Source organism: Rudaea cellulosilytica DSM 22992, from assembly GCF_000378125.1.
GTDB lineage: Bacteria > Pseudomonadota > Gammaproteobacteria > Xanthomonadales > Rhodanobacteraceae > Rudaea > Rudaea cellulosilytica.
In genome coordinates this window covers 358,257-376,652 of record NZ_KB899242.1, presented here as the reverse complement: position 1 = coordinate 376,652, position 18,396 = coordinate 358,257, and the positions used below count along the sequence as shown (strand labels likewise).

At 63.9% G+C, this 18,396-nt stretch carries 18 protein-coding genes and 1 tRNA gene; 11 read left to right on the top strand and 8 right to left on the bottom strand.

Annotated features, from left to right (window positions below; translation table 11 throughout):
- Positions 1–192: 192 nt before the first annotated feature.
- The 6 genes from F455_RS0111460 (at position 193) to F455_RS0111435 (ending at position 6,815) form a co-directional block, all read left to right on the top strand.
- Positions 193–510: an H-NS histone family protein gene (locus tag F455_RS0111460; RefSeq protein WP_018973432.1), complete on the top strand. Its 318-nt coding sequence runs from the start codon at positions 193–195 to the stop codon at positions 508–510.
- Between the two features lie 138 nt (positions 511–648).
- Positions 649–1,230, top strand: coding sequence for a transcriptional repressor LexA (gene lexA / locus F455_RS22495; RefSeq protein ID WP_083918926.1), 582 nt, complete (start codon positions 649–651; stop codon positions 1,228–1,230).
- Between the two features lie 9 nt (positions 1,231–1,239).
- On the top strand, positions 1,240–1,890 hold the full coding sequence (gene imuA / locus F455_RS0111450) for a translesion DNA synthesis-associated protein ImuA (RefSeq protein WP_018973429.1): 651 nt from the start codon (positions 1,240–1,242) through the stop codon (positions 1,888–1,890).
- Positions 1,891–1,892: 2 nt separating this feature from the next.
- Positions 1,893–3,341, top strand: a complete 1,449-nt coding sequence (locus F455_RS0111445; protein WP_018973428.1) for a Y-family DNA polymerase — start codon at positions 1,893–1,895, stop codon at positions 3,339–3,341.
- A gap of 12 nt (positions 3,342–3,353) precedes the next feature.
- Entirely contained in the window at positions 3,354–6,461 is a 3,108-nt protein-coding gene (locus F455_RS0111440; RefSeq protein ID WP_018973427.1) for an error-prone DNA polymerase, read from the top strand.
- 84 nt (positions 6,462–6,545) lie between these two features.
- Positions 6,546–6,815, top strand: a complete 270-nt coding sequence (locus tag F455_RS0111435) for a hypothetical protein (RefSeq protein ID WP_018973426.1) — start codon at positions 6,546–6,548, stop codon at positions 6,813–6,815.
- Between the two features lie 178 nt (positions 6,816–6,993).
- On the opposite strand, the gene F455_RS0111430 is transcribed toward F455_RS0111435, so the two are convergent.
- Positions 6,994–7,078: transfer RNA gene (locus tag F455_RS0111430), tRNA-Leu, on the bottom strand.
- 135 nt (positions 7,079–7,213) lie between these two features.
- Here F455_RS0111430 and rnr point away from each other — a divergent pair.
- Genes rnr through F455_RS0111410 form a run of 4 tightly spaced genes read left to right on the top strand, consistent with a single transcriptional unit; the run spans position 7,214 to position 11,310 of the window.
- Entirely contained in the window at positions 7,214–9,790 is a 2,577-nt protein-coding gene (rnr, locus tag F455_RS0111425) for a ribonuclease R (protein WP_425413744.1), read from the top strand.
- On the top strand, positions 9,787–10,527 hold the full coding sequence (rlmB, locus tag F455_RS0111420) for a 23S rRNA (guanosine(2251)-2'-O)-methyltransferase RlmB (RefSeq protein ID WP_018973424.1): 741 nt from the start codon (positions 9,787–9,789) through the stop codon (positions 10,525–10,527). The genes rnr and rlmB overlap by 4 nt, the downstream gene beginning before the upstream one ends.
- Before the next feature lie 12 nt (positions 10,528–10,539).
- Positions 10,540–10,788 (top strand): CBU_0592 family membrane protein, encoded by a 249-nt coding sequence (locus F455_RS0111415; RefSeq protein ID WP_026293307.1) that lies wholly within the window; start codon positions 10,540–10,542, stop codon positions 10,786–10,788.
- Positions 10,789–10,794: 6 nt separating this feature from the next.
- On the top strand, positions 10,795–11,310 hold the full coding sequence (locus F455_RS0111410) for a DUF1697 domain-containing protein (RefSeq protein WP_083918924.1): 516 nt from the start codon (positions 10,795–10,797) through the stop codon (positions 11,308–11,310).
- 20 nt (positions 11,311–11,330) lie between these two features.
- Here the strand turns inward: F455_RS0111410 and cysK are convergent, their stop codons facing one another.
- A complete protein-coding gene (gene cysK / locus F455_RS0111405; RefSeq protein ID WP_018973421.1) occupies positions 11,331–12,269 on the bottom strand; it encodes a cysteine synthase A in 939 nt (312 codons plus the stop codon).
- Between the two features lie 268 nt (positions 12,270–12,537).
- On the opposite strand from cysK, the gene F455_RS22035 reads away from it, so the two are divergent.
- Positions 12,538–13,605 (top strand): acyltransferase family protein, encoded by a 1,068-nt coding sequence (locus F455_RS22035; protein WP_018973420.1) that lies wholly within the window; start codon positions 12,538–12,540, stop codon positions 13,603–13,605.
- Between the two features lie 50 nt (positions 13,606–13,655).
- Here the strand turns inward: F455_RS22035 and F455_RS20620 are convergent, their stop codons facing one another.
- The 6 genes from F455_RS20620 to F455_RS0111370 form a co-directional block, all read right to left on the bottom strand.
- Positions 13,656–14,813: a prolyl oligopeptidase family protein gene (locus F455_RS20620; RefSeq protein WP_020684078.1), complete on the bottom strand. Its 1,158-nt coding sequence runs from the start codon at positions 14,811–14,813 to the stop codon at positions 13,656–13,658.
- 126 nt (positions 14,814–14,939) lie between these two features.
- Positions 14,940–15,389, bottom strand: coding sequence for an FmdB family zinc ribbon protein (locus tag F455_RS22490; RefSeq protein WP_083918923.1), 450 nt, complete (start codon positions 15,387–15,389; stop codon positions 14,940–14,942).
- Positions 15,358–16,386, bottom strand: coding sequence for a YXWGXW repeat-containing protein (locus F455_RS22030; RefSeq protein WP_051084184.1), 1,029 nt, complete (start codon positions 16,384–16,386; stop codon positions 15,358–15,360). Before F455_RS22030 ends, F455_RS22490 begins: the two co-directional genes overlap by 32 nt.
- Positions 16,387–16,512: 126 nt before the next feature.
- Positions 16,513–17,160, bottom strand: coding sequence for a ribonuclease T (gene rnt / locus F455_RS0111380; protein WP_018973417.1), 648 nt, complete (start codon positions 17,158–17,160; stop codon positions 16,513–16,515).
- 107 nt (positions 17,161–17,267) lie between these two features.
- On the bottom strand, positions 17,268–17,732 hold the full coding sequence (locus F455_RS20610) for a hypothetical protein (RefSeq protein WP_018973416.1): 465 nt from the start codon (positions 17,730–17,732) through the stop codon (positions 17,268–17,270).
- The gene (locus F455_RS0111370; protein ID WP_018973415.1) at positions 17,729–18,382 is read right to left on the bottom strand and encodes an HvfX family Cu-binding RiPP maturation protein; all 654 of its coding nucleotides are present in this window, start codon (positions 18,380–18,382) and stop codon (positions 17,729–17,731) included. The genes F455_RS20610 and F455_RS0111370 overlap by 4 nt, the downstream gene beginning before the upstream one ends.
- Positions 18,383–18,396: the final 14 nt, after the last annotated feature.

Genomic DNA, 18,396 nt, shown 5'->3' with positions numbered 1-18,396 from the left:
CCGCCCTGCAAGGGCCGCGCAAGACCCTGTCGGGTCTGCGTGCATCTATTTGTATTTTACTGAATCTTTAGAAAAGGCTCCCCAAAATCTGCGATTTGGCGAATCTCAAAATTTACACATTTTGTGGCATGATCCGCACTTTATGTTCTGTGGCATGATTCACACTTTGTCTTGCTTTAGAGGCAGATTTGTATGGCGGTGGATATCAGCAAGCTTACCCAGCAGCAACTCGACGATTTGATTCAGCGCGCGGAGTCGCGCAAGCACGAACTGGCGAGGGAAAAGCTCGCCAAGATGCGTGACCAGATATTGGCCCTGGCCCAGACCGAGGGCTTTACTCTAGAAGAAGTCTTCAGCGGAAAAGTGGGCCGCAAGTCGCGCCGTCCGGCGACTCCCAAGTATCGCAATCCTGCCGATCATTCGCAGAAGTGGTCCGGACGCGGCAAGCGCCCGCACTGGTTCAGCGCGGCGCTGAAAGCCGGCAAGAAGGAGCAGGAGTTGCTGATCTAGGCTTCCCTGCCTCCCGCTCCAGGCCTCGATGACGCTGCGCGGCGGATTTGTCGGGAAAAAGTCCCGCTGATTCGGCGAGTCGCAAACGGTGCGACGAAACGTGGTAGTCTTGATTTCTGTTCGGAAATCGAGATTGCGATGAAGCTCCCTCCATCCCATGGTGGAATTCGCCCTGGCGCCGGGCGCAAACCCGGCTCGAACCGCTACGGCGAGCCAACGGTTCCGCTACGCGTTCCGCAAAGCCGCGTCGCTGCGATTCGCACCTATCTCGATGAATGCGCGACCGGAAAGCGGGCGCGTCTTTTCCCCGCAGCCAATGACGATGCCGCTGCGTCGTTCCTGACCTTGCCGCTGATCGGCCGAGTTGCTGCCGGCCAGCCGATCGGGGCCGATGCCCACGTCGAACGAGAGATCGCGATTGACCGCCATCTATTCCGGCCGCGACCGGATTTCCTCCTGCGCGTCGAGGGCATGAGCATGCGCGATGCTGGCATCCTCGATCGCGATCTGATCGCGGTGCATCGGACCGGCGAGGCGCATGACGGCCAGATCGTCGTCGCGCGCATCGATGGCGAAATCACGGTCAAGGAATTTCGCCGCACGCGCTCGAGCATCACGCTGCTGCCGGCCAATCCCGATTTCGCTCCGATTGAAATTGATCCGCACGCGGACGACTTCGCGATCGAAGGCCTCTACGTCGGCGTGATCCGCCTGCCCTGAGTGCCGAGCATGGCTGTCCTCGCCGTCATCACGAATCCCTCGATCGACGCGGTGTTGCGCGATCCGCGCATCTGGCGCGGGTCGGCGAACGACCACGAAGTCGCGTTCGTGCCTTCGGGGCATGCCGGGCTCGACGCGGCCCTGCCGCATCGCGGCTGGACGCAGGGTGCGATGACCGAGATCCTGTTCGGCGTGGACGGCATTGGCGAGCTCGATCTCGTCCTGCCGGCGCTGGCGCGGTTGACCCAGGCGCAGCGGCACGTCGTCCTCGTCGCGCCGCCCTACCTGCCTTATGCGCCGGCTCTGGCCGCACGCGATATCGACCTTGGCTATCTGCATTGCGTCGAGACTTCTTCCGACATTGAGGCGCTGTGGGCCGCCGAGCAATGCCTGCGTTCGGGCGTGTGCTCGGCGGTACTGTGTTGGCCACGTCAGGCGAGCGAGCGGGCGCTGCGCCGGTTGCAGGTCGCTGCCGAGTTCGGCAATGCCTTGGGCTTCGCGTTTCGCGCAGCGCGAGCGGCGGCGAATCCATCCCCCGCAGCGACGCGGGTCGAGGTTCGCGCGGAGGAGGGCACACGCCTGCGCATCCTCAAATGCCGTGGCGCCAATCCGCCGGCACGCTCGATTCCGTTGCGACCGGTCGTCGCGTACATCAGGTAACCATGACTATGCTTTGGGCCGCCTTGCTGCTGCCGCAACTCGGGCTCGATGCGCTCATGCGCAACTCGCCCGACGCGGGCGCGAATCTGCAAAACCTCGCTTTGATCTCATGCGATCAGGCGCGCCCGACCATCGTCGACGCGATGCCGGCCGTACGCGCCACCGGCGTGCGCCGCGGACACACGTTGGCCGCAGCGCACGCCTTGTGTCCGCAATTGAAAACGCTGCCGCACGATCCCGCGCAGGAGCAGAAACTGCGCGAACTGCTTGCCGGCTGGGCTTACGGCTACAGCTCGCACGTGAGTCTGCGCGAGGAGGAGGCGATCCTGGTCGAGATCGGCGGCAGCCTCAAGCTGTTCGGTCCGTGGCCGCGCATGGAACAGCGTTGGCGCGCGGAGTTGAACGCGCTCGGCATCAGCCATCGTCTCGCCGTCGCGCCGACCGCACTCGGTGCGCTCGCGCTCGCGCGCGCGCAGGACGGCGTGTTCGTCGGCAATCCCGCGACGTTGCGCCAGGCGCTCGATGCCTTGCCGATCGCGCATGCACGCATCGATGCGCTCGCCGCCGAAGCGCTGCGCGGCATGGGCCTCTCGCGCCTGCGTGAAGTCTGCGCGCTGCCTCGCGCAGGCCTGGTCAGACGTTTCGGCGCCGCGCTCGCCGATCATCTCGATCGCCTCTGCGGCGCCGCGCCCGATCCGTTGCCGCTGCATCGCCCGCCCGATCGTTTCCATGCGCGCATGGAATTCGACCATGAGATCGAATCGAGTGAAGCGCTGCGTTTCCCGCTGCGCCGCCTGATTGACGACTTATGCGCGTTCCTCACCAGTCGCGACGGCGGCGTGCAGCAACTCGAGCTCGTGTTCGAGCACGATCCGTTGCAGTTCAAACAGCTTGCGCCGACGCGGATTGCGATCGGCCTGCAGTCGCCGCAACGCGACGCGCGCACGCTGCTCGATCTCTGTGCGCTGCGTTTGCAGGCCGGCACGATCCCCGCGCCCGTGCGTGCGCTTGCCGTCGTGGCGGCACAGTTGCCGCCGTTCGTGCCGCTTGCGCGCGACCTGTTCGACGAGCCACGCGGTGCGCAATTGGATTGGCCGCAGTTGGCCGACCGTCTGCGCAGCCGGCTCGGCAGCGAAACCGTATATGCGCTCGAGACCGCCGACGATCCGCGTCCCGAGCGTGCCTGGCGCAAGCGCGTGGCGGCGTCAAATCCTGCATCCGCGCGCAAGCTCGGGCCGAGGCCCAGTTGGCTGTTGCGCCGACCGCAGCCGCTACGTGGCGAGCCTCGGCGCATCCTTGCCGGCCCCGAGCGCATCGAAGCGGGCTGGTGGGATGGCGGCGACCTGCGCCGCGACTACTACGTGATCGAAACGCGCGAGGGCCAGCGCGCCTGGGCGTTCCGCGGCATCGGCGGCGAAGAGCCGTGGCTGTTGCACGGGTGGTTCGCGTGAGGGTCTGCGCGCATGACTGTCGTACCCGACTACGCCGAGCTGCATTGCCTGTCGAACTTCTCGTTCCAGCGCGGTGCCTCGACCGCGCTTGAGCTGTTCGAACGCGCGAAGAAACTCGGCTATCGTGCGCTCGCGATCACCGACGAGTGCAGTCTCGCCGGCATCGTGCGCGCGTGGGAGGCGTCGAAGGAAACCGGGGTCGCGTTGATCGTCGGTGGCGAGATTCGCCTCGACGACGGCCTCAAACTCGTGCTGCTCGCGCCGGACCTTACGGCTTATCAGTCGCTGTGCGCGCTGATCACGAAAGGGCGGCGCGATGCGAAGAAGGGCGAATACTTGTTGCACCGTCCGGACGTGGCCGCACGCGCGCAAGGCCTGCTCGCCCTGTGGATTCCCGATGCCGATCCGTCACCCGATGACGCAAAGTGGATAAAGCAATATTTTCCACACCGCGCCTGGCTTGCGGTCGAACTGCATCGCGGGCCGGACGATGCCGAACGCTTGTGTGCGCTGCTTGCCTTCGCCGCGGAGCAGGGATTGCCGGCCGTCGCCGCCGGCGATGTGCACATGCATGTGCGCCGCCGCCGCGCGCTGCAGGACACACTGACCGCGATCCGCCATCGCACGACGCTGCGTGCGGGCAGCGGTTATCTGTTTCCGAACGGCGAGCGTCACTTGCGCAAGCGTGAAATGCTCGCCGAAATCTATCCGCGTGAATTGCTGGAAGAAACCCTGTACATAGCCAAATGCTGCACATTCGACCTGAAGCGCGATCTGAAATACGAGTATCCGCACGAAATCGTGCCACGAGAGCACACGCCGACGACTTGGTTGCGCCATTTGGTCGAGGTCGGTGTTCGTCGGCGTTGGCCAGACGGTGAGAAGTCCGAAGTACGCGCGCAGATCGAAATGGAACTCGCGCTGATCGCCAAGCTGAAGTGCGAAGCGTTTTTCCTCACGGTTTACGACATCGTGCACTTCGCGCGCAGTCGGGACATCCTCTGTCAGGGCCGTGGCTCGGCGGCAAACTCTGCCGTGTGTTTCTGTCTTGGTATCACCGAAGTCGATCCGGCGCGCTCGAAGCTCGTCTTCGGCCGCTTTCTGTCGGAGGAGCGCGGCGAACCCCCCGATATCGACGTCGATTTCGAGCACGAGCGGCGCGAGGAGGTGATCCAATACGTCTACAACAAGTATGGTCGCGAGCGGGCGGCGCTGGCGGCAACCGTGATCAGTTATCGCACCAAGAGCGCGTTGCGCGACGTCGCCAGGACACTGGGATTCTCCGTCGATCAGGTCGATCAGCTTAGCCGATCGATCTCGGTGCACGACGGCGAGGAGACGCTTGCCGCGCGCCTGGCCGAAGCCGGCTTCGATCCCGGCGCGCCGACAGTGCGGCGCGTAGTCACGCTTGCGCGCGAGTTGCACGGATTTCCGCGCCATCTCTCGCAGCACGTCGGCGGTTTCGTCATTTGCGATGCGCCTCTCTCCACGTTGGTGCCGGTCGAGAATGCGGCAATGCCGGAGCGCACGATCATCCAATGGGACAAGGACGATCTCGATGCGATTGGCCTGCTCAAGGTCGACTGCCTCGCGCTCGGCATGCTGACCTGTCTGCGCAAATGTTTCGATCTAATTCGACCTCTGCGCGGCAAGCGCTGGACCTTGGCGACATTGCCGAAAGAGGACGAAGCCACCTATACGATGATCCAAAAGGCCGACACGATCGGCGTGTTCCAGATCGAATCGCGCGCGCAGATGACGATGCTGCCGCGATTGAAGCCAAAGGAGTTCTACGATCTCGTCATCGAAGTCGCAATCGTGCGGCCGGGCCCGATCCAGGGCGATATGGTGCATCCGTATCTGCGCCGGCGGCAAAAGAAAGAGCCTGTCAGCTATCCCTCGCCCGAAATCAAGGAAGTACTCGAACGCACGCTCGGTGTGCCGTTGTTCCAGGAACAGGTGATGCGGATCGCCGAGGTCGCGGCCGGCTTCACTCAGGGCGAGGCGGATGAGTTACGCCGTTCGATGGCCGCTTGGAAACGGCGTGGAGGTCTCGAACACCTGCGCGAGCGCCTGATCGGTGGCATGCTCGAGCGCAATTATCCGCGCGATTTCGCCGAACGCATCTTCGAGCAGATGAAAGGCTTCGGTGACTACGGCTTCCCCGAATCGCACGCGACGAGTTTCGCCCTGCTCGCCTACGCATCGAGCTGGCTCAAGCGCCACGAGCCCGCTGCGTTCGCCTGCGCGCTGCTCAATTCGCAGCCGATGGGGTTCTACTCGGCGAGCCAGATCGTGCAGGATCTGCGTCGGCATGGCGCAGAGGTGCTGCCGGTCGACGTGCGCTACAGCAACTGGGATTGCTCGCTCGAAGAATACGGCACGTGTCGGCTGAAGGAGACGGAAATCCCGCAACCGGGACTGCGTCTGGGGCTGCGCCAGATTCGCGGTTGCGACGAAGGCACGGCGCGGCGCATCGAAGCGGCGCGTGCACAAAAGGAATTCGCTTCGGTCGTCGACCTGTGCACGCGTGCGCAACTCGACCGACGCGCGCAAGGCCTGTTGGCTGAGGCTGGCGCGCTGCGCGGTCTCGCCGGCCATCGTCACCGCGCGCACTGGGCGATCGCCGGCGTCGAGGCGGGCCTGCCGCTGTTCGGCCGGGAGAGTCCCGAAGAAGCACGAGTCGAACTGTTGCCGCCCAGTGCCGGCGAAAATGTGCTCGCCGACTACGCGAGCACGAGGCTGACTCTCGGCCCACATCCGGTCGCTCTCGTGCGCTCGCAGCTCGACGCGCATCGCTGTTACCGATCGAGCCGTCTGCGCAGGTTCAAGGGAAACCGGCCGGTGCGCGCCGCCGGCCTCGTGATCGGTCGTCAGCGTCCGCAGACTGCGAGCGGTCTTACCTTCGTCACGCTCGAGGACGAGGACGGTGCGGTCAACGTCATCGTCCGCCCCGCGCTGGCCGAGCGTCAGCGCCACGCGTTCCTCGAGTCGCGCCTGCTCGCCGTCGATGGCTTGCTCGAGTCAGTCGACAACGTGCAGCATCTGATTGCCGAAAACCTGCTGGACCTGAGCTCGCTGCTTGCCCGGCTCGATGTGCGCTCGAGGGATTTCAGATAACGCGCCCGCGCCCGCAAGGAGCAAAGCCGCCGAGACTCACTATGCGGTACTCTGCCGCTGCCAGTTCAAAATCGGTGAGAAGATATGAGCGGATTACTCGGACTTGGGGCCACGACCTGGCTGGTCATATTCTCGTTTTTGTTCGTGCTCGCGGTCCTGTGGTTCCTTTTGCCCTTTGCTGTTTTTGGTAGCAAGTCGCGCCTCGACAAGATCGTCAACGAGTTGCGGGAGCTCAACCGGACCATGAAGGAAGCATCAGAACAGAATCGTGTTCTGATCGAGCAGCAAAAACTTCTCCTTCTGCATGTGTCGAGGGCGTTGCCGAAATCTCGTAGTGAGATTGGCATTCCTTAGATGGGGTTGCGGACTCGTGCCTTCGGCGCTCGCTGATAGTTGGCCAATACGCCATGGCTTTGCCCAGCGAAGCTATCTCCGTCGTCGGACCCCTTGGACGGTCGCGCACAAAAAAACCGCGGCTGAGCGCGGCTTTTGAAGTCTTCCGGATTCCGCTGGGCGGCTCCGGACTATGTAATGGTGCCCAGGAAAGGACTCGAACCTTCACGGTTTTACCCGCTAGTACCTGAAACTAGTGCGTCTACCAATTCCGCCACCTGGGCAAGGTGCCGCTCGCCGGATTGCCCTGCGAGGGCCGCGCAAGATACATCTGAGCGGTGCGGGTGTCAATGTCGGCCTATAATACGTGTCGTCTGGCGGCGCTGCCGCGGCGGTCCGTGGGTGCGACAGCGCACCGGATTCGAAGAACAAATGGAAAAGAGAAACCCTTGAAGAAAAAACCTCCGGTCGCGGCCAAACGCGGCAAAACGAGTAGCAAATTGCCGGGCTGGCTGCCCGAGGTGGCGAATGCCGGTCCATCCGGCGGTCGCGGCGCGAAATCCGCGGCGAAACGCCCTGGCTTTCTGCCGGAACTTCCGGCAGCTCCGGTGTCCGCCCCCACCAAGGCACAAAGACATGGCGGCTCGGCGCCAAACCTGCCAAAGCCCAAGCCACACAAGCCTGCACCGGCGAGGTTCGCCGGCCCGAAGCCCGCGGGAAAGACGGTGTCGAGTGGCGATCCGCAGGCCGAGCGCGAGGCGCAGCGCTACGAATTTCCGATACCGAGCCGTGAGGCGATCGTCACCTTTCTCAACGACAGCGGGCAGTTGCTGACCGCGGAGAATCTCGCCCGCGGCCTCGGCCTGTCGCATGCGCGCGATGTCGATGCGCTGACTAAGCGTCTTGCCGCGATGTTGCGCGACGGCCAGTTGCTGCAGAACCGCCGCGGCGCCTATGGCGTTGCGAGCAAGCTCGACCTGATTCCGGGTGCGATCATCGCCAACGCCGAGGGCTTCGGCTTCCTGCGTCCCGACGCGGGTGGCGACGACGTCTACCTTTCCCCGGCCGAGATGCGCAAGGTGCTGCACGGCGATCGCGCGCTGATCAGCATCGTCGGCGTCGACCGGCGCGGGCGCAAGCAGGGCGCGATCTGCGAGGTGCTGGAGCGCCGCGTGTCGCGCCTGGTCGGCCGCATCGTCGTCGAGAATGGCATCGTCGTGGTCGCGCCGGACGACCGGCGCATGCACCAGGATATTTTGATCCCGCCGGGCAAGGATCGCGGCGCGCGTTCGGGCCAGATCGTCGTCGCCGAGATCACCCAGCCGCCGACCGCGCAACGCGGGCCGATCGGCGAAGTGATCAGCGTGCTCGGCGAGCGCCTCACGCCGTCGATCATTGTCGAGATGGCGATCGCCGGCCATGGCCTGCCGCAGGAATTCCCCGAGCAGACGCTGCGCGAAGCGGCGCAGGTCGAGCCGGAAGTCACACGCGAGGAAATCAAGGGACGCGTCGACTTGCGCAAGCTGCCGCTCGTGACGATCGACGGCGAGGACGCGCGCGATTTCGACGATGCGGTGTTCGCCGAGACAGCGGCTGGCGGATTCCGTCTGATCGTCGCGATCGCCGACGTGTCGCATTACGTGCGCCCCGGCGCGGCGCTCGACGATGAGGCGGTAAAGCGTTCCACCTCGGTGTACTTTCCCGGCTTCGTCGTGCCGATGCTGCCGGAGACACTGTCGAACGGCATCTGTTCGCTCAATCCGAAAGTCGAACGCCTGTGCATGGTCTGCGACATGCACGTGGCGTATTCAGGCGAGGTGTCGAAGACGAAGTTCTATCCGGCGGTGATGCGTTCGCACGCGCGTCTGACCTACACGCGCGTGTGGCAAGCACTCGGCGAGAAAAACGCCGATGCGCGCCAGGAACTCGCCGATGTGCTGCCGCAACTTGAAACGCTGCATCAGCTCTACGAAATTCTTGCCAAGGCGCGGCAGCGCCGCGGTGCGATCGATTTCGAGAGCACGGAGGTGAAGTTTCGCCTGGCCGCCTCGGGCGAAGTCGTGCAGATGGGCGCCGAGCCGCGCAACGACGCGCACAAACTGATCGAAGAGTGCATGATCGCGGCGAACGTCGAAGCGGCGAAGTTCCTTGACCAGGCGAAGATTCCCGCGTTGTTCCGCGTGCACGCTACGCCGCCCGAGTCGAAATACGAGGATCTGCAGGAGTTCCTGCTCGAATTCGGCCTGCGCATGCCGCCGCACGCCGAGGTGAAGCCAAAGGATTTCTCGAATCTGCTCAAGGAAATCAGGAAGCGTCCCGATGCGAGCCTGATCCAGTCGGTGCTGTTGAGGTCGCAGTCGCTCGCGGTGTACAGCCCGCAGGATTCGGGACATTTCGGCCTCGCTCTCGAGCACTACGCGCATTTCACCTCGCCGATCCGTCGCTATCCCGACCTGCTCGTGCATCGCGCGATCCGCTTTGCGCTGTCGCGCGGCAAGCCGTCGGACTACACCTACAGCGCCAGCGACATGGCGCAACTCGCCACGCATTGCTCGCACAACGAGCGCCGCGCTGACGAGGCCGAGCGCGACGTCGACGAGCGCTACAAGTGTGCGTGGATGGAAAAGCACGTCGGCAGCGAGTTCGAAGGCATCGTCTCCGGCGTCACCTCGTTCGGTCTGTTCGTCGAGCTGATCGAGTCGCAGGTGTCGGGCCTGGTTCACATCACCCAGTTGCCGAACGACTACTACCATTTCGATCCGGTGCGCCATCTGCTCAGCGGCGAGCGGCGCGGCTTGCAGTTCCGCCTCGGCGACGCGGTGCGCGTGCAGGTGCTGCGCGCGAGCATGGAAGATCGCAAGATTGACTTCCGGCTTGTCGTGGCAGGCGCCGCGCCAACTGATGCCATTGGCGCCGACGCTGCACGCGGCTCAAAGTCTTCGGCAGCAAACGTCAGGGAGAAGTCGAAAACAGCGAAAGGAAAGGGGCGCAGATGAGCGGCGAACTGCTGTTCGGCATCCATTCCATCGATGCCGCGTTGAGCAACGATCCGAAAAACATCCTCGAACTCTATTTCGAGTCCGACAGCCAGAATGCGCGTATCAAGGAACTGTCCGAAAAGGCGCGCGAACTCGGGCTGAAGCCGCACGCGCGCCCGCGCGAAGCACTCGACCGCATGACCGGTGGCGCCCGCCATCAGGGTGCCGTCGCGCGCTATCGCGCACCGCCGCCGCGCACCGAGAAGGAGTTGTACGAACTCGTCGAGCAGGCGGGGAAGGACGCATTGATCCTCGTGCTCGATAGTGTGACCGATCCGCACAACCTCGGCGCCTGCCTGCGCAGCGCGGAGGCGGCCGGCGTCACCGCGGTCGTCGTGCCGAAGGACAAGGCCGCGGGCATCACGCCGACCGTGCGCCGTGCATCGAGCGGTGCGGCCGATCGTGTCGCTTTTTTCGCGGTGACCAATCTGGCACGCACGTTGAAAGCGCTGAAGGAGAGCGGCGTGTGGCTGGTCGGCCTCGCCGGCGAGTCGGCGCAGGATTTCTACAAGCTCGACTTGAAAGGTCCACTCGGCATCGTCATGGGCAGCGAAGGCGAGGGCATGCGCCGGTTGACCGGAGAGGCTTGCGATTTCCTCGCGAAGATTCCGATGCGTGGCGGCGTGGAAAGCCTCAACGTTTCGGTCGCTACCGGTGTGGCCTTGTTCGAAGCGCTGCGTCAGCGCGCGCCATAGGAACGCGACGATATGGCATGGCACGACTGGGTAGGCATGGTAGGCGTGGTCGTCACCCTGACCGCATTCCTGCTACTGCAGGCCGGCAAGCTGCACGGCACCCGCTTCATCTATCAGGCGATGAATGCGATCGGCGCCGCGGCCGTGGTCCTGTCGCTGTTCTACAACTTCAACCTGTCGGCCTTCATCGTCGAGACCGCGTGGGTGGCGATCAGCATCTACGGCATGCTGCGCGGCTGGCGCATGCGCCAGATGGAGTGACTGGCGATGCCTCGATATGTAGCCTTCCTGCGCGGCGTCAGCCCGATGAACGCAAAGATGCCGGAGTTGAAGCGCTGCTTCGAGCAAGCGGGCTTCGGCAACGTCAAGACCGTCCTTGCCAGCGGCAACGTGGTGTTCGACTCGCGCGCAGGATCCGAGCTTGCGCTTGCGCGCCGGATCGAGGCGGCAATGGACAAACATCTTGACCGCAATTTCTATACGATCGTGCGTTCAGTAGATGCGCTGCGCGAGTTGATCGAGTCCGATCCGTACAAAGCGTACCGTCTGTCGGCGGATGCGAAACGCATCGTGACCTTCCTGCGCGAGCCGCGCAAACCGGTGCCGACGCTGCCGGCGGAAGTCGAGGGCGCGCGCATTCTCGCCGTCGACGGCAGCGAGATCTTCACGGCCTATGTTCCGCAGCCAGGCAATCCGGCGTTCATGCGCCTGATCGAGAAGACGTTCGGCGCCGAAATCACGACGCGCACCTGGGATACGGTGAAGAAATGCGCGGCTACTTGAACCGCGCATTCCGCAAACTATCAGGCTTCGTCCGTACCCTCGTTGACGCCTTCAAACAGGAACGTCGACAAGTAGCGCTCGCCCGTGTCGGGCAGCATGGCGAGAATCACGTCGCCCGGTTTCGCCTGCTTGGCGACCTCGAGCGCGGCGGCGAAGGTGCCGCCCGACGAGATGCCGCAGAAGATGCCTTCCTTCTTCGCGAGTTCACGCGCTGTGTCGCGCGCGACGACTTCGTCGACCGGCAGGATCTGGTGGGCGACGTTCTTGTTGAGCACGGCCGGAACGAAATCCGGCGTCCAGCCCTGGATCTTGTGCGGCTTCCACTCCTTACCCGAGACGAGCGCGGCGCCGGCCGGTTCGGTCAGCACGATCTTGGTGTCCGGACGGGCGAGACGGATGACTTCGCCCGCGCCGGTCGCGGTGCCGCCGGTACCCCAGCCAGTGACGAACCAGTCGAGGCGCTTGCCGGCGAAATCCTGGATGATTTCGGCGCCGGTCGTATTGCGATGGAACGAAGGGTTCGCCTCGTTCTCGAACTGGCGGGCGAGGAAGGCGCCGGTCTTCTCCGCGTACTCGCGCGCGGCCTGCACCATGCCCGAGCCGCGTGCCGCGGCGGGAGTAAGGATGACCTTCGCGCCGAACGCGCGCATCAGCTTGCGCCGCTCCACGGAGAACGTCTCGGTCATGAAGGCGACGAACGGATAGCCCTTCGCTGCGCACACCATAGCGAGCGCGACACCGGTATTGCCGCTCGTTGCCTCGACCACGGTCTGGCCGGGCTTGAGCGTGCCCTTGGCCTCGGCATCGACGATGATCGCGAGCGCGAGGCGGTCCTTGACCGAACCTCCCGGGTTGAACGCCTCGACCTTGACGTACATTTCCACGCCCGGCGGCGCCAGGCGGTTGATGCGTACGATGGGCGTGCGGCCGATGGTGTCGAGAATGCTGTTGTAGATCATGGCGTGACCCCGTTTCCTGGACAGGCGGCGAGTATAAAACGATATAAACCGAAGGAATGGCGCTCGGCCGACGGAAAAGAAATAACCTTATTCCACGCGGCACCGGCCGAGCCCGGGCGAAGCGAACGAGCGGCTCGCCGACGTTGCGGTTCGCTACAATGCGCGTTCCGCCCCGCACCGGCAAGTCCAGACGCAGCATGCGATCCACGTCCCAGCAGACACCGAGCGCCCCGGCATTTCCTGTAAACGCCCGCCGCGGCGGCGTCTGATGGACGGCGCCCGACGCTTCGGTCTGGATGCTTGGCGCTCGCTCGCCATTCTGCTGGTCCTCGCCGGGCATGCGAGCTTCTGGTTCCTCCCCCTGACGCGCGAACTGGATGTCTGGTACAGCTTGGCGTTCCTTGGAGTCGAGCTGTTCTTCGTGCTCAGCGGGTTCCTGATCGGCGGCATCCTGATCGGCGAATTCCGCAGTGGTTCCTTCCGTCTGCGTCAGTTTTGGACGCGGCGCTGGCTGCGCACGCTGCCGAACTACTTTCTGTTTCTCGGCGTGAACATCATCCTTTACCGCGCGATGTTCGGCGCATGGCCGCAGTTCGGGCTCTTTCTCGTATTCCTGCAAAACTTCGCCTGGCCGCATCCGCCGCTGTTCTCGGAAGCTTGGAGCTTGTCGGTCGAGGAACTGTTCTACCTGATCGCGCCGCTGGCGACGTTGGCCTTGGTCCGTTTGGTGGGGGGACGCGGCAGCATGGTGGGCTGGCTGCTCGCGGCAATCGCGCTCGTGACTGCGATCCGCATCGGCTACGTGCTTTGGCGCGATCCGCTGTGGGACTCGGGCGTACGCAAGATCGCACTGCTTCGCCTCGACGCATTTATTTACGGCGTCATTGCCGCGTGGTTTTGTAATCTGCGCGGTATGGCGACGCAAAGCCGCCGCCGCTGGGCGCTTTCCGGGGTTTGCGGCATGGCGGTTGTGGCCGCGGCGTTTTTTCTGCTGCCGCGAGACCACGATTTCTTCGCGCGCACTTTTTTGTTCAACCTGATACCGGCAAGTTTGGCCGCGATGCTGCCGCTTGCCGCCGAGTGGCGTGCGGCGGCTGTGCCGCAACTCGTGCAAGCAGCGACGCGCCGCATAGCGCTATGGTCGTATTCGCTTTATCTGTGCCAGCTTGCGCTGATGCGCAGCATGTCGCTGCTGCCGTGGAAGGCAACGACGCCGGCGGAGTGCCTGTTCGGCGCCGTCGTGTTCGTTGTCCTCTCGATCGCCTGCGCGGCGCTGCTCTACCGTTTCTTCGAATCACCGATCCTGCGCTGGCGCGACAGGATCACGAGCAGGTGAGAAATGGGGGAGGGAACGGTTTCTTGTCGATTCGCGTCGGCTGCGTCGGCTCATTTTGCCTGTGCGGGTTCCGGCGCACGCCAGACTCCGCCGCTTTGCAGGCTCAGATCGTAGCGATATACCGCGGACGGCGCGGCGGTGGTTGAAAAAGTATAAAAAACCGCTTGGTCGCGTGGGCGTCCCTCGAGGTCCGACACCGTGCCGGGGCCTGGCAGCGCGATGTCGCCGAGCGTCTTGCCCTTGAGATCGAATGTGCGCACGACACTGTGCGCATCCTGCATGTAAACCGTGACCAGGCTGCGGTTGACGATGCACGCGCTTTGCAGCGTACCTTTCGCCTGCGGCACGACTTCCTTCCAGTTCGTTTTGGCTGGATTGTCGACGTCGATCGCGACGATGCGGCGGCGCGGTGCATCTGCATCGGTCAGAAAATACAGCGTATTTTTCGTGTCGCCGAGAAATTCCCAGCCAGCACTCCAATCGCCGATCAGGGTTTCGACCGGTGTGATCACCGATTCGGTCTTGATCTTCTTGCCCTGCATATTGCGCACGTTAGGGCCAGGTGCTTTTGCCTTCGAGGCCTGTTTCTTTTCGCCTTTTTGCCGATACGGTTTGGCCAGGTCGCGATACAACACGAGGTTGTTCGGCGCATTGTTGCGGGTGACGCGAATGATGAGCCAGCGGCCGCCGTCGCTGACTTCGGCGGCAAAGGTCCAGTCGGGCTGATCCTTGTTCTCGTAGATCAGCAGGTCGTCATCCTGGCTTTCGCCGAGGCGATGGAAGTACAGCTTCTGGAATTTGTCGGCGCCGCCCTTGTCGTGCTCGTCGTAGCGGCTGTAGAAGAACCCCGTGCCGTCGCGCCGCCAGCTCGTGGTCGAAAGTTTCACCCATTTGAGCACGTCGTCGGTGGGCTTGCCGGTGTCAACGTCGAGCACATGCCATTCTTCCCAATCGGAGCCGCCGGAAGCCAATCCGTAAGCAACGTACTTGCCGTCATCGCTCACCGCCCACTGCTTGAGCGCGAAGGTGTCGCGCTTCGACAATGTCTTGGTGTCGAGCAACGTGCGCGGCGCGCCATCGAGCGAGTCGGCAACGTAAAGCACGGTCTCGTTTTGCACGCCCCCACTGCGCGTGTAAAACCAGCGCTCGGCGTAGTGTCGCGGCGCGCTGTCGTGGTTGGCATCGATTTGCGTGTCCCTCTTTGCCAAGGGACTGTCCGGTGCCACTGCGGCGGCGGTTGCGGACAGAGTCAATGCTGCGACAAACAGCAATGTTGAAAACGGGCGCATCGTGCGACTTCCAGAAAACGATGCGGCAATGATACGGACTTCGCGTTAATCCCCGCTGATGTACTTCGGCCCGTTGCCGGTGGTCTTCTCGTACACGCCTTTGCCGGCACGGCGGTACTGGGTAAATCCCTTCGCCGCGACGTTGCTTTCCTTGAGCACGTGCGCATTGCCGATCGCCACGTTCGGCGCGCTGATCACGCGTTTGACCGGTGCACCGCATTGCGGGCAGGCGGTCAATTCGGCATCGGCAAGCTTCTGGCGCAGGTCGAAATGCGCATCGCAATGAGCACAACCCTTGTCGACGGCGGCGTATTCGTAGATCGGCATGAACGGTTGGTGAAAATCCGAAATGGGTCCAAGTTGATGATGGGCCCGCTTGCTGCCGAACTCAAGCTCGGTGGTGCAGCCCGCACGCAAAGAGGTCGCGGGGACGGCCTCTTTGTGCCGACGCGGGGCGGTTGGCTTAACGATGTTCCGATCGACCTTCGCGCTCATGCGTCGCGGGCGCGTGCGGTGCAGGATGTGCGGTGTTCATTCGCGGCGCCGCGTTGACGTGCGACGGCGGTGCGGAGTGCAGGCTCATAGCCTGTGCAGGCGCGACCGAACTCCTCGCTACGTGGTTCGGTTGCGGCATCCCCGAGACATGCGATGGTGCACTGCGCGCGGCGAAGTTCGCCTGCGCTGAAGGACCACCCTGGTGTGGAACATAGTTTGCCGAGCGCATGGCCGGGCGAGTGTTGGCCATTGCCGTCGGAGTGGCCGCGCGTGCCGCAAACGCGCCGGGACGTGCCGTTGCCGCCAGCGCCGGAGCGCCGTGGTTGACCGTTGCGCGCATCGCTTCGTTGCGGCTGGCCAACGTTTGGTGCTGCACCTGTGCGGCGATGGCCGGCGTGTGGCGCTCGCCGGCGAAGCGCATTTCCTCTGCGTTCGGTCGCGCACTGGCGCCGCCGGGTCCGTTGTAGCTCACGCGCGTCATGTTGTTGTTGACGATCACGGTCCTGTTGTAGACGTTGGTGATGTTGACATTGGTGATGTGGTTGACCTCGCGGTTGTAGTAGAACCCGCGCGGTCCCCAGTAGCCGCCGACATAGCCGACGCCGACGTAGCCGAAGCCGTAGTTGATGCCGCCGTAGTAGCCGACGTGCATGCCCCAGTAGCCGGGGTGGAAGAGATAGGCGCCGTCGGCCCAGCCCCAGTAGCCTGGCGTCCACAGTGCGCCTGTATACGGCGGCAGCACCCAGGTGCCCGGCACCCAGTAATAGCCGCTGACCGGATCGTAAGCCCAGTAACCCGGCGTCCAGATATAGCCCGGTCCCGGAATCGCCGGCTGCACGTAGACCGGCAGCGCCGGCGGCGCAAAATTCACCGAGACGAACACGCCCGCATGCGCGGTTGGCGCGACCGCGGTCAGCGAGGCGGCTGCTGCGACAGCGAAGAGTGCGCGCGCGAGCCAGATGCGCGAAGAGCGGCGGGCGGAGGCTGCAGCGTTCATGGAATTCTCCCATCGGTTGGAAACTGCAGGTTCATCAACGCGCCAAACCGCAGCCCGCGGACACGGCCGACGCGCAGGGCATGGAATTTGTTCAGCTTGGGCCGTGTGTCTACTTCGCGTCGGCAGCTATTGAGCCGGGAAGGCGTCGCTCATGGCCTTCCAGCGGTTGACGATCGCGCAGAACAGCAGTGCCGTGCGCTCGGCATCGTAGACGGCGGAGTGCGCCTCGGCTTCGTTCCATTCGAAGCCGGCCGCCTGTACTGCGCGGCTGAGTACGGTCTGGCCATAGGCGAGGCCGCCGAGCGTTGCCGTGTCGAAGCAGCTGAACAGGTGGAACGGACTGCGCTTGTAGCCGACGCGGCGGATCGCGGCGTTGAGGAAGCCGAGATCGAACGAGGCGTTATGGCCGACGAGCACGGCGCGCGAGCATTCGTACTCGCGCAGTGCGCGCCGGATTGGGCGGAAGATCAGGTCGAGCGCCTCGCGCTCCTCGACCGCGGCGCGAAACGGATGGGTCGGGTCGATGCCGGTGATTTCGAGCGCGCGCGGATCGATGTTCGCGCCCGGAAACGGCACCACGTGCGTCGACACGACGGTGTCGGGATGGACGTTGCCGTTTTCGTCCATGCGCACGACGCTGGCCGCGATCTCTAGCAGTGCATCGCGCTCGTTGTCGAAACCGCCGGTTTCGACGTCGACGACGACCGGCAGGAAACCGCGGAAACGTTCGGCGTATTTCGTCGATTGCGCGTTGTTGGCGGCGGGGGTGGACATGCAACGAGGATAGCCGTGCTACCAGGTTCCCACAATCTTGACGGGAACCTGGATCAAAACTACTGAGTCGAGCAGCTCGCGGCGTTTGATTGGCCCCGCCGCTACGGTCAATGCAGCGTGATCAACTCGCTGCGCACCTCGCCGGTCAGCGCATCGATCGCGGCCTCGATGCGTTGCGCCGAGTCGCCCTGGCCACTCTCGAGCTCGCTGGCGTTTTCCTTCCAGGAATCGAACAACGCATCGGCGCGCGCCTGCACGTCCTTCGACACCAGCGGTGCCATGTCGCGGATCAGCGTCGCACGGCCCCAGCCGGCGATCCAGTTCATCTGCGAATGGTCGCCACCGTAATAGCGATGCTGTGCGAGCTGCTGCAGCTCGCCGCATTCCTCGAGCAGCTTGAACGAAGCTTCGCGCACGTTGCGGTGCGCTTCGGTGGTCTGGTTGCGCCAGGTGTTGTAGCTCGTCGAGAACAGCGCCACGGACAGGCTGATCAGCGCGACCGCGTTGCGGCGCACCGCGGAAAGCACGCGCGAAGGCGCGACCGGATCGGGCGGCGGCGCTTGCGCGTTCATGCGCGGGCGAAGCGTGCGAACGCAAACAGCGCCAGTGCGAGCAAGATCAGCACGGCGCCGACCGCCGGAATCAGCATCGCGAACGGAATGCCGAGGGCGAGCGCGGCCCAGCCCCAAGCCCAGGCATCGGCGATCGGGGCGGGCATTGGATCGGCCTTGAGCGTGCGGCAGAGCAGATAATCCAGGCTGATCTTGCCCGGCCCCTGGAAGATGATCGGCAACAGCATGACGACGAACAGCAGCGGCAGCTTGAAGTTGCCGTGGCCCATGTCGGTGATCGCGTAACCCTTGGCGAGATCGCTCCACATCGTGATCATGTCCGGCCAGTGCACGGCTGCGGTGGCGACGAAGGTCAGCACGAACAAAGAGTACGCGGCGAAGCGCGTGAACAGGCCGACGAGCAGCAATAGCGCGCCGCCGATTTCGAGCCAAGTGGCGAGAAACCAACTCAGGTTCGCCGGAATCGCCGAGAACGGAAACGGGAACTTGTCCTGGATGTCGGCGAACCAGTTGTCGCCGGAGTATTTCTCCAGTCCAGACTGCCAGAACTCGAACGCCATGATCAGGCGCAGGACCAGCGGCGGCACGATCTGGCCGATGCCGCGCAGGCGTGCGGCGAGCGATTCCCAGAGCGGGATCAGGTTTTGCACGGCATTCCCCGTTT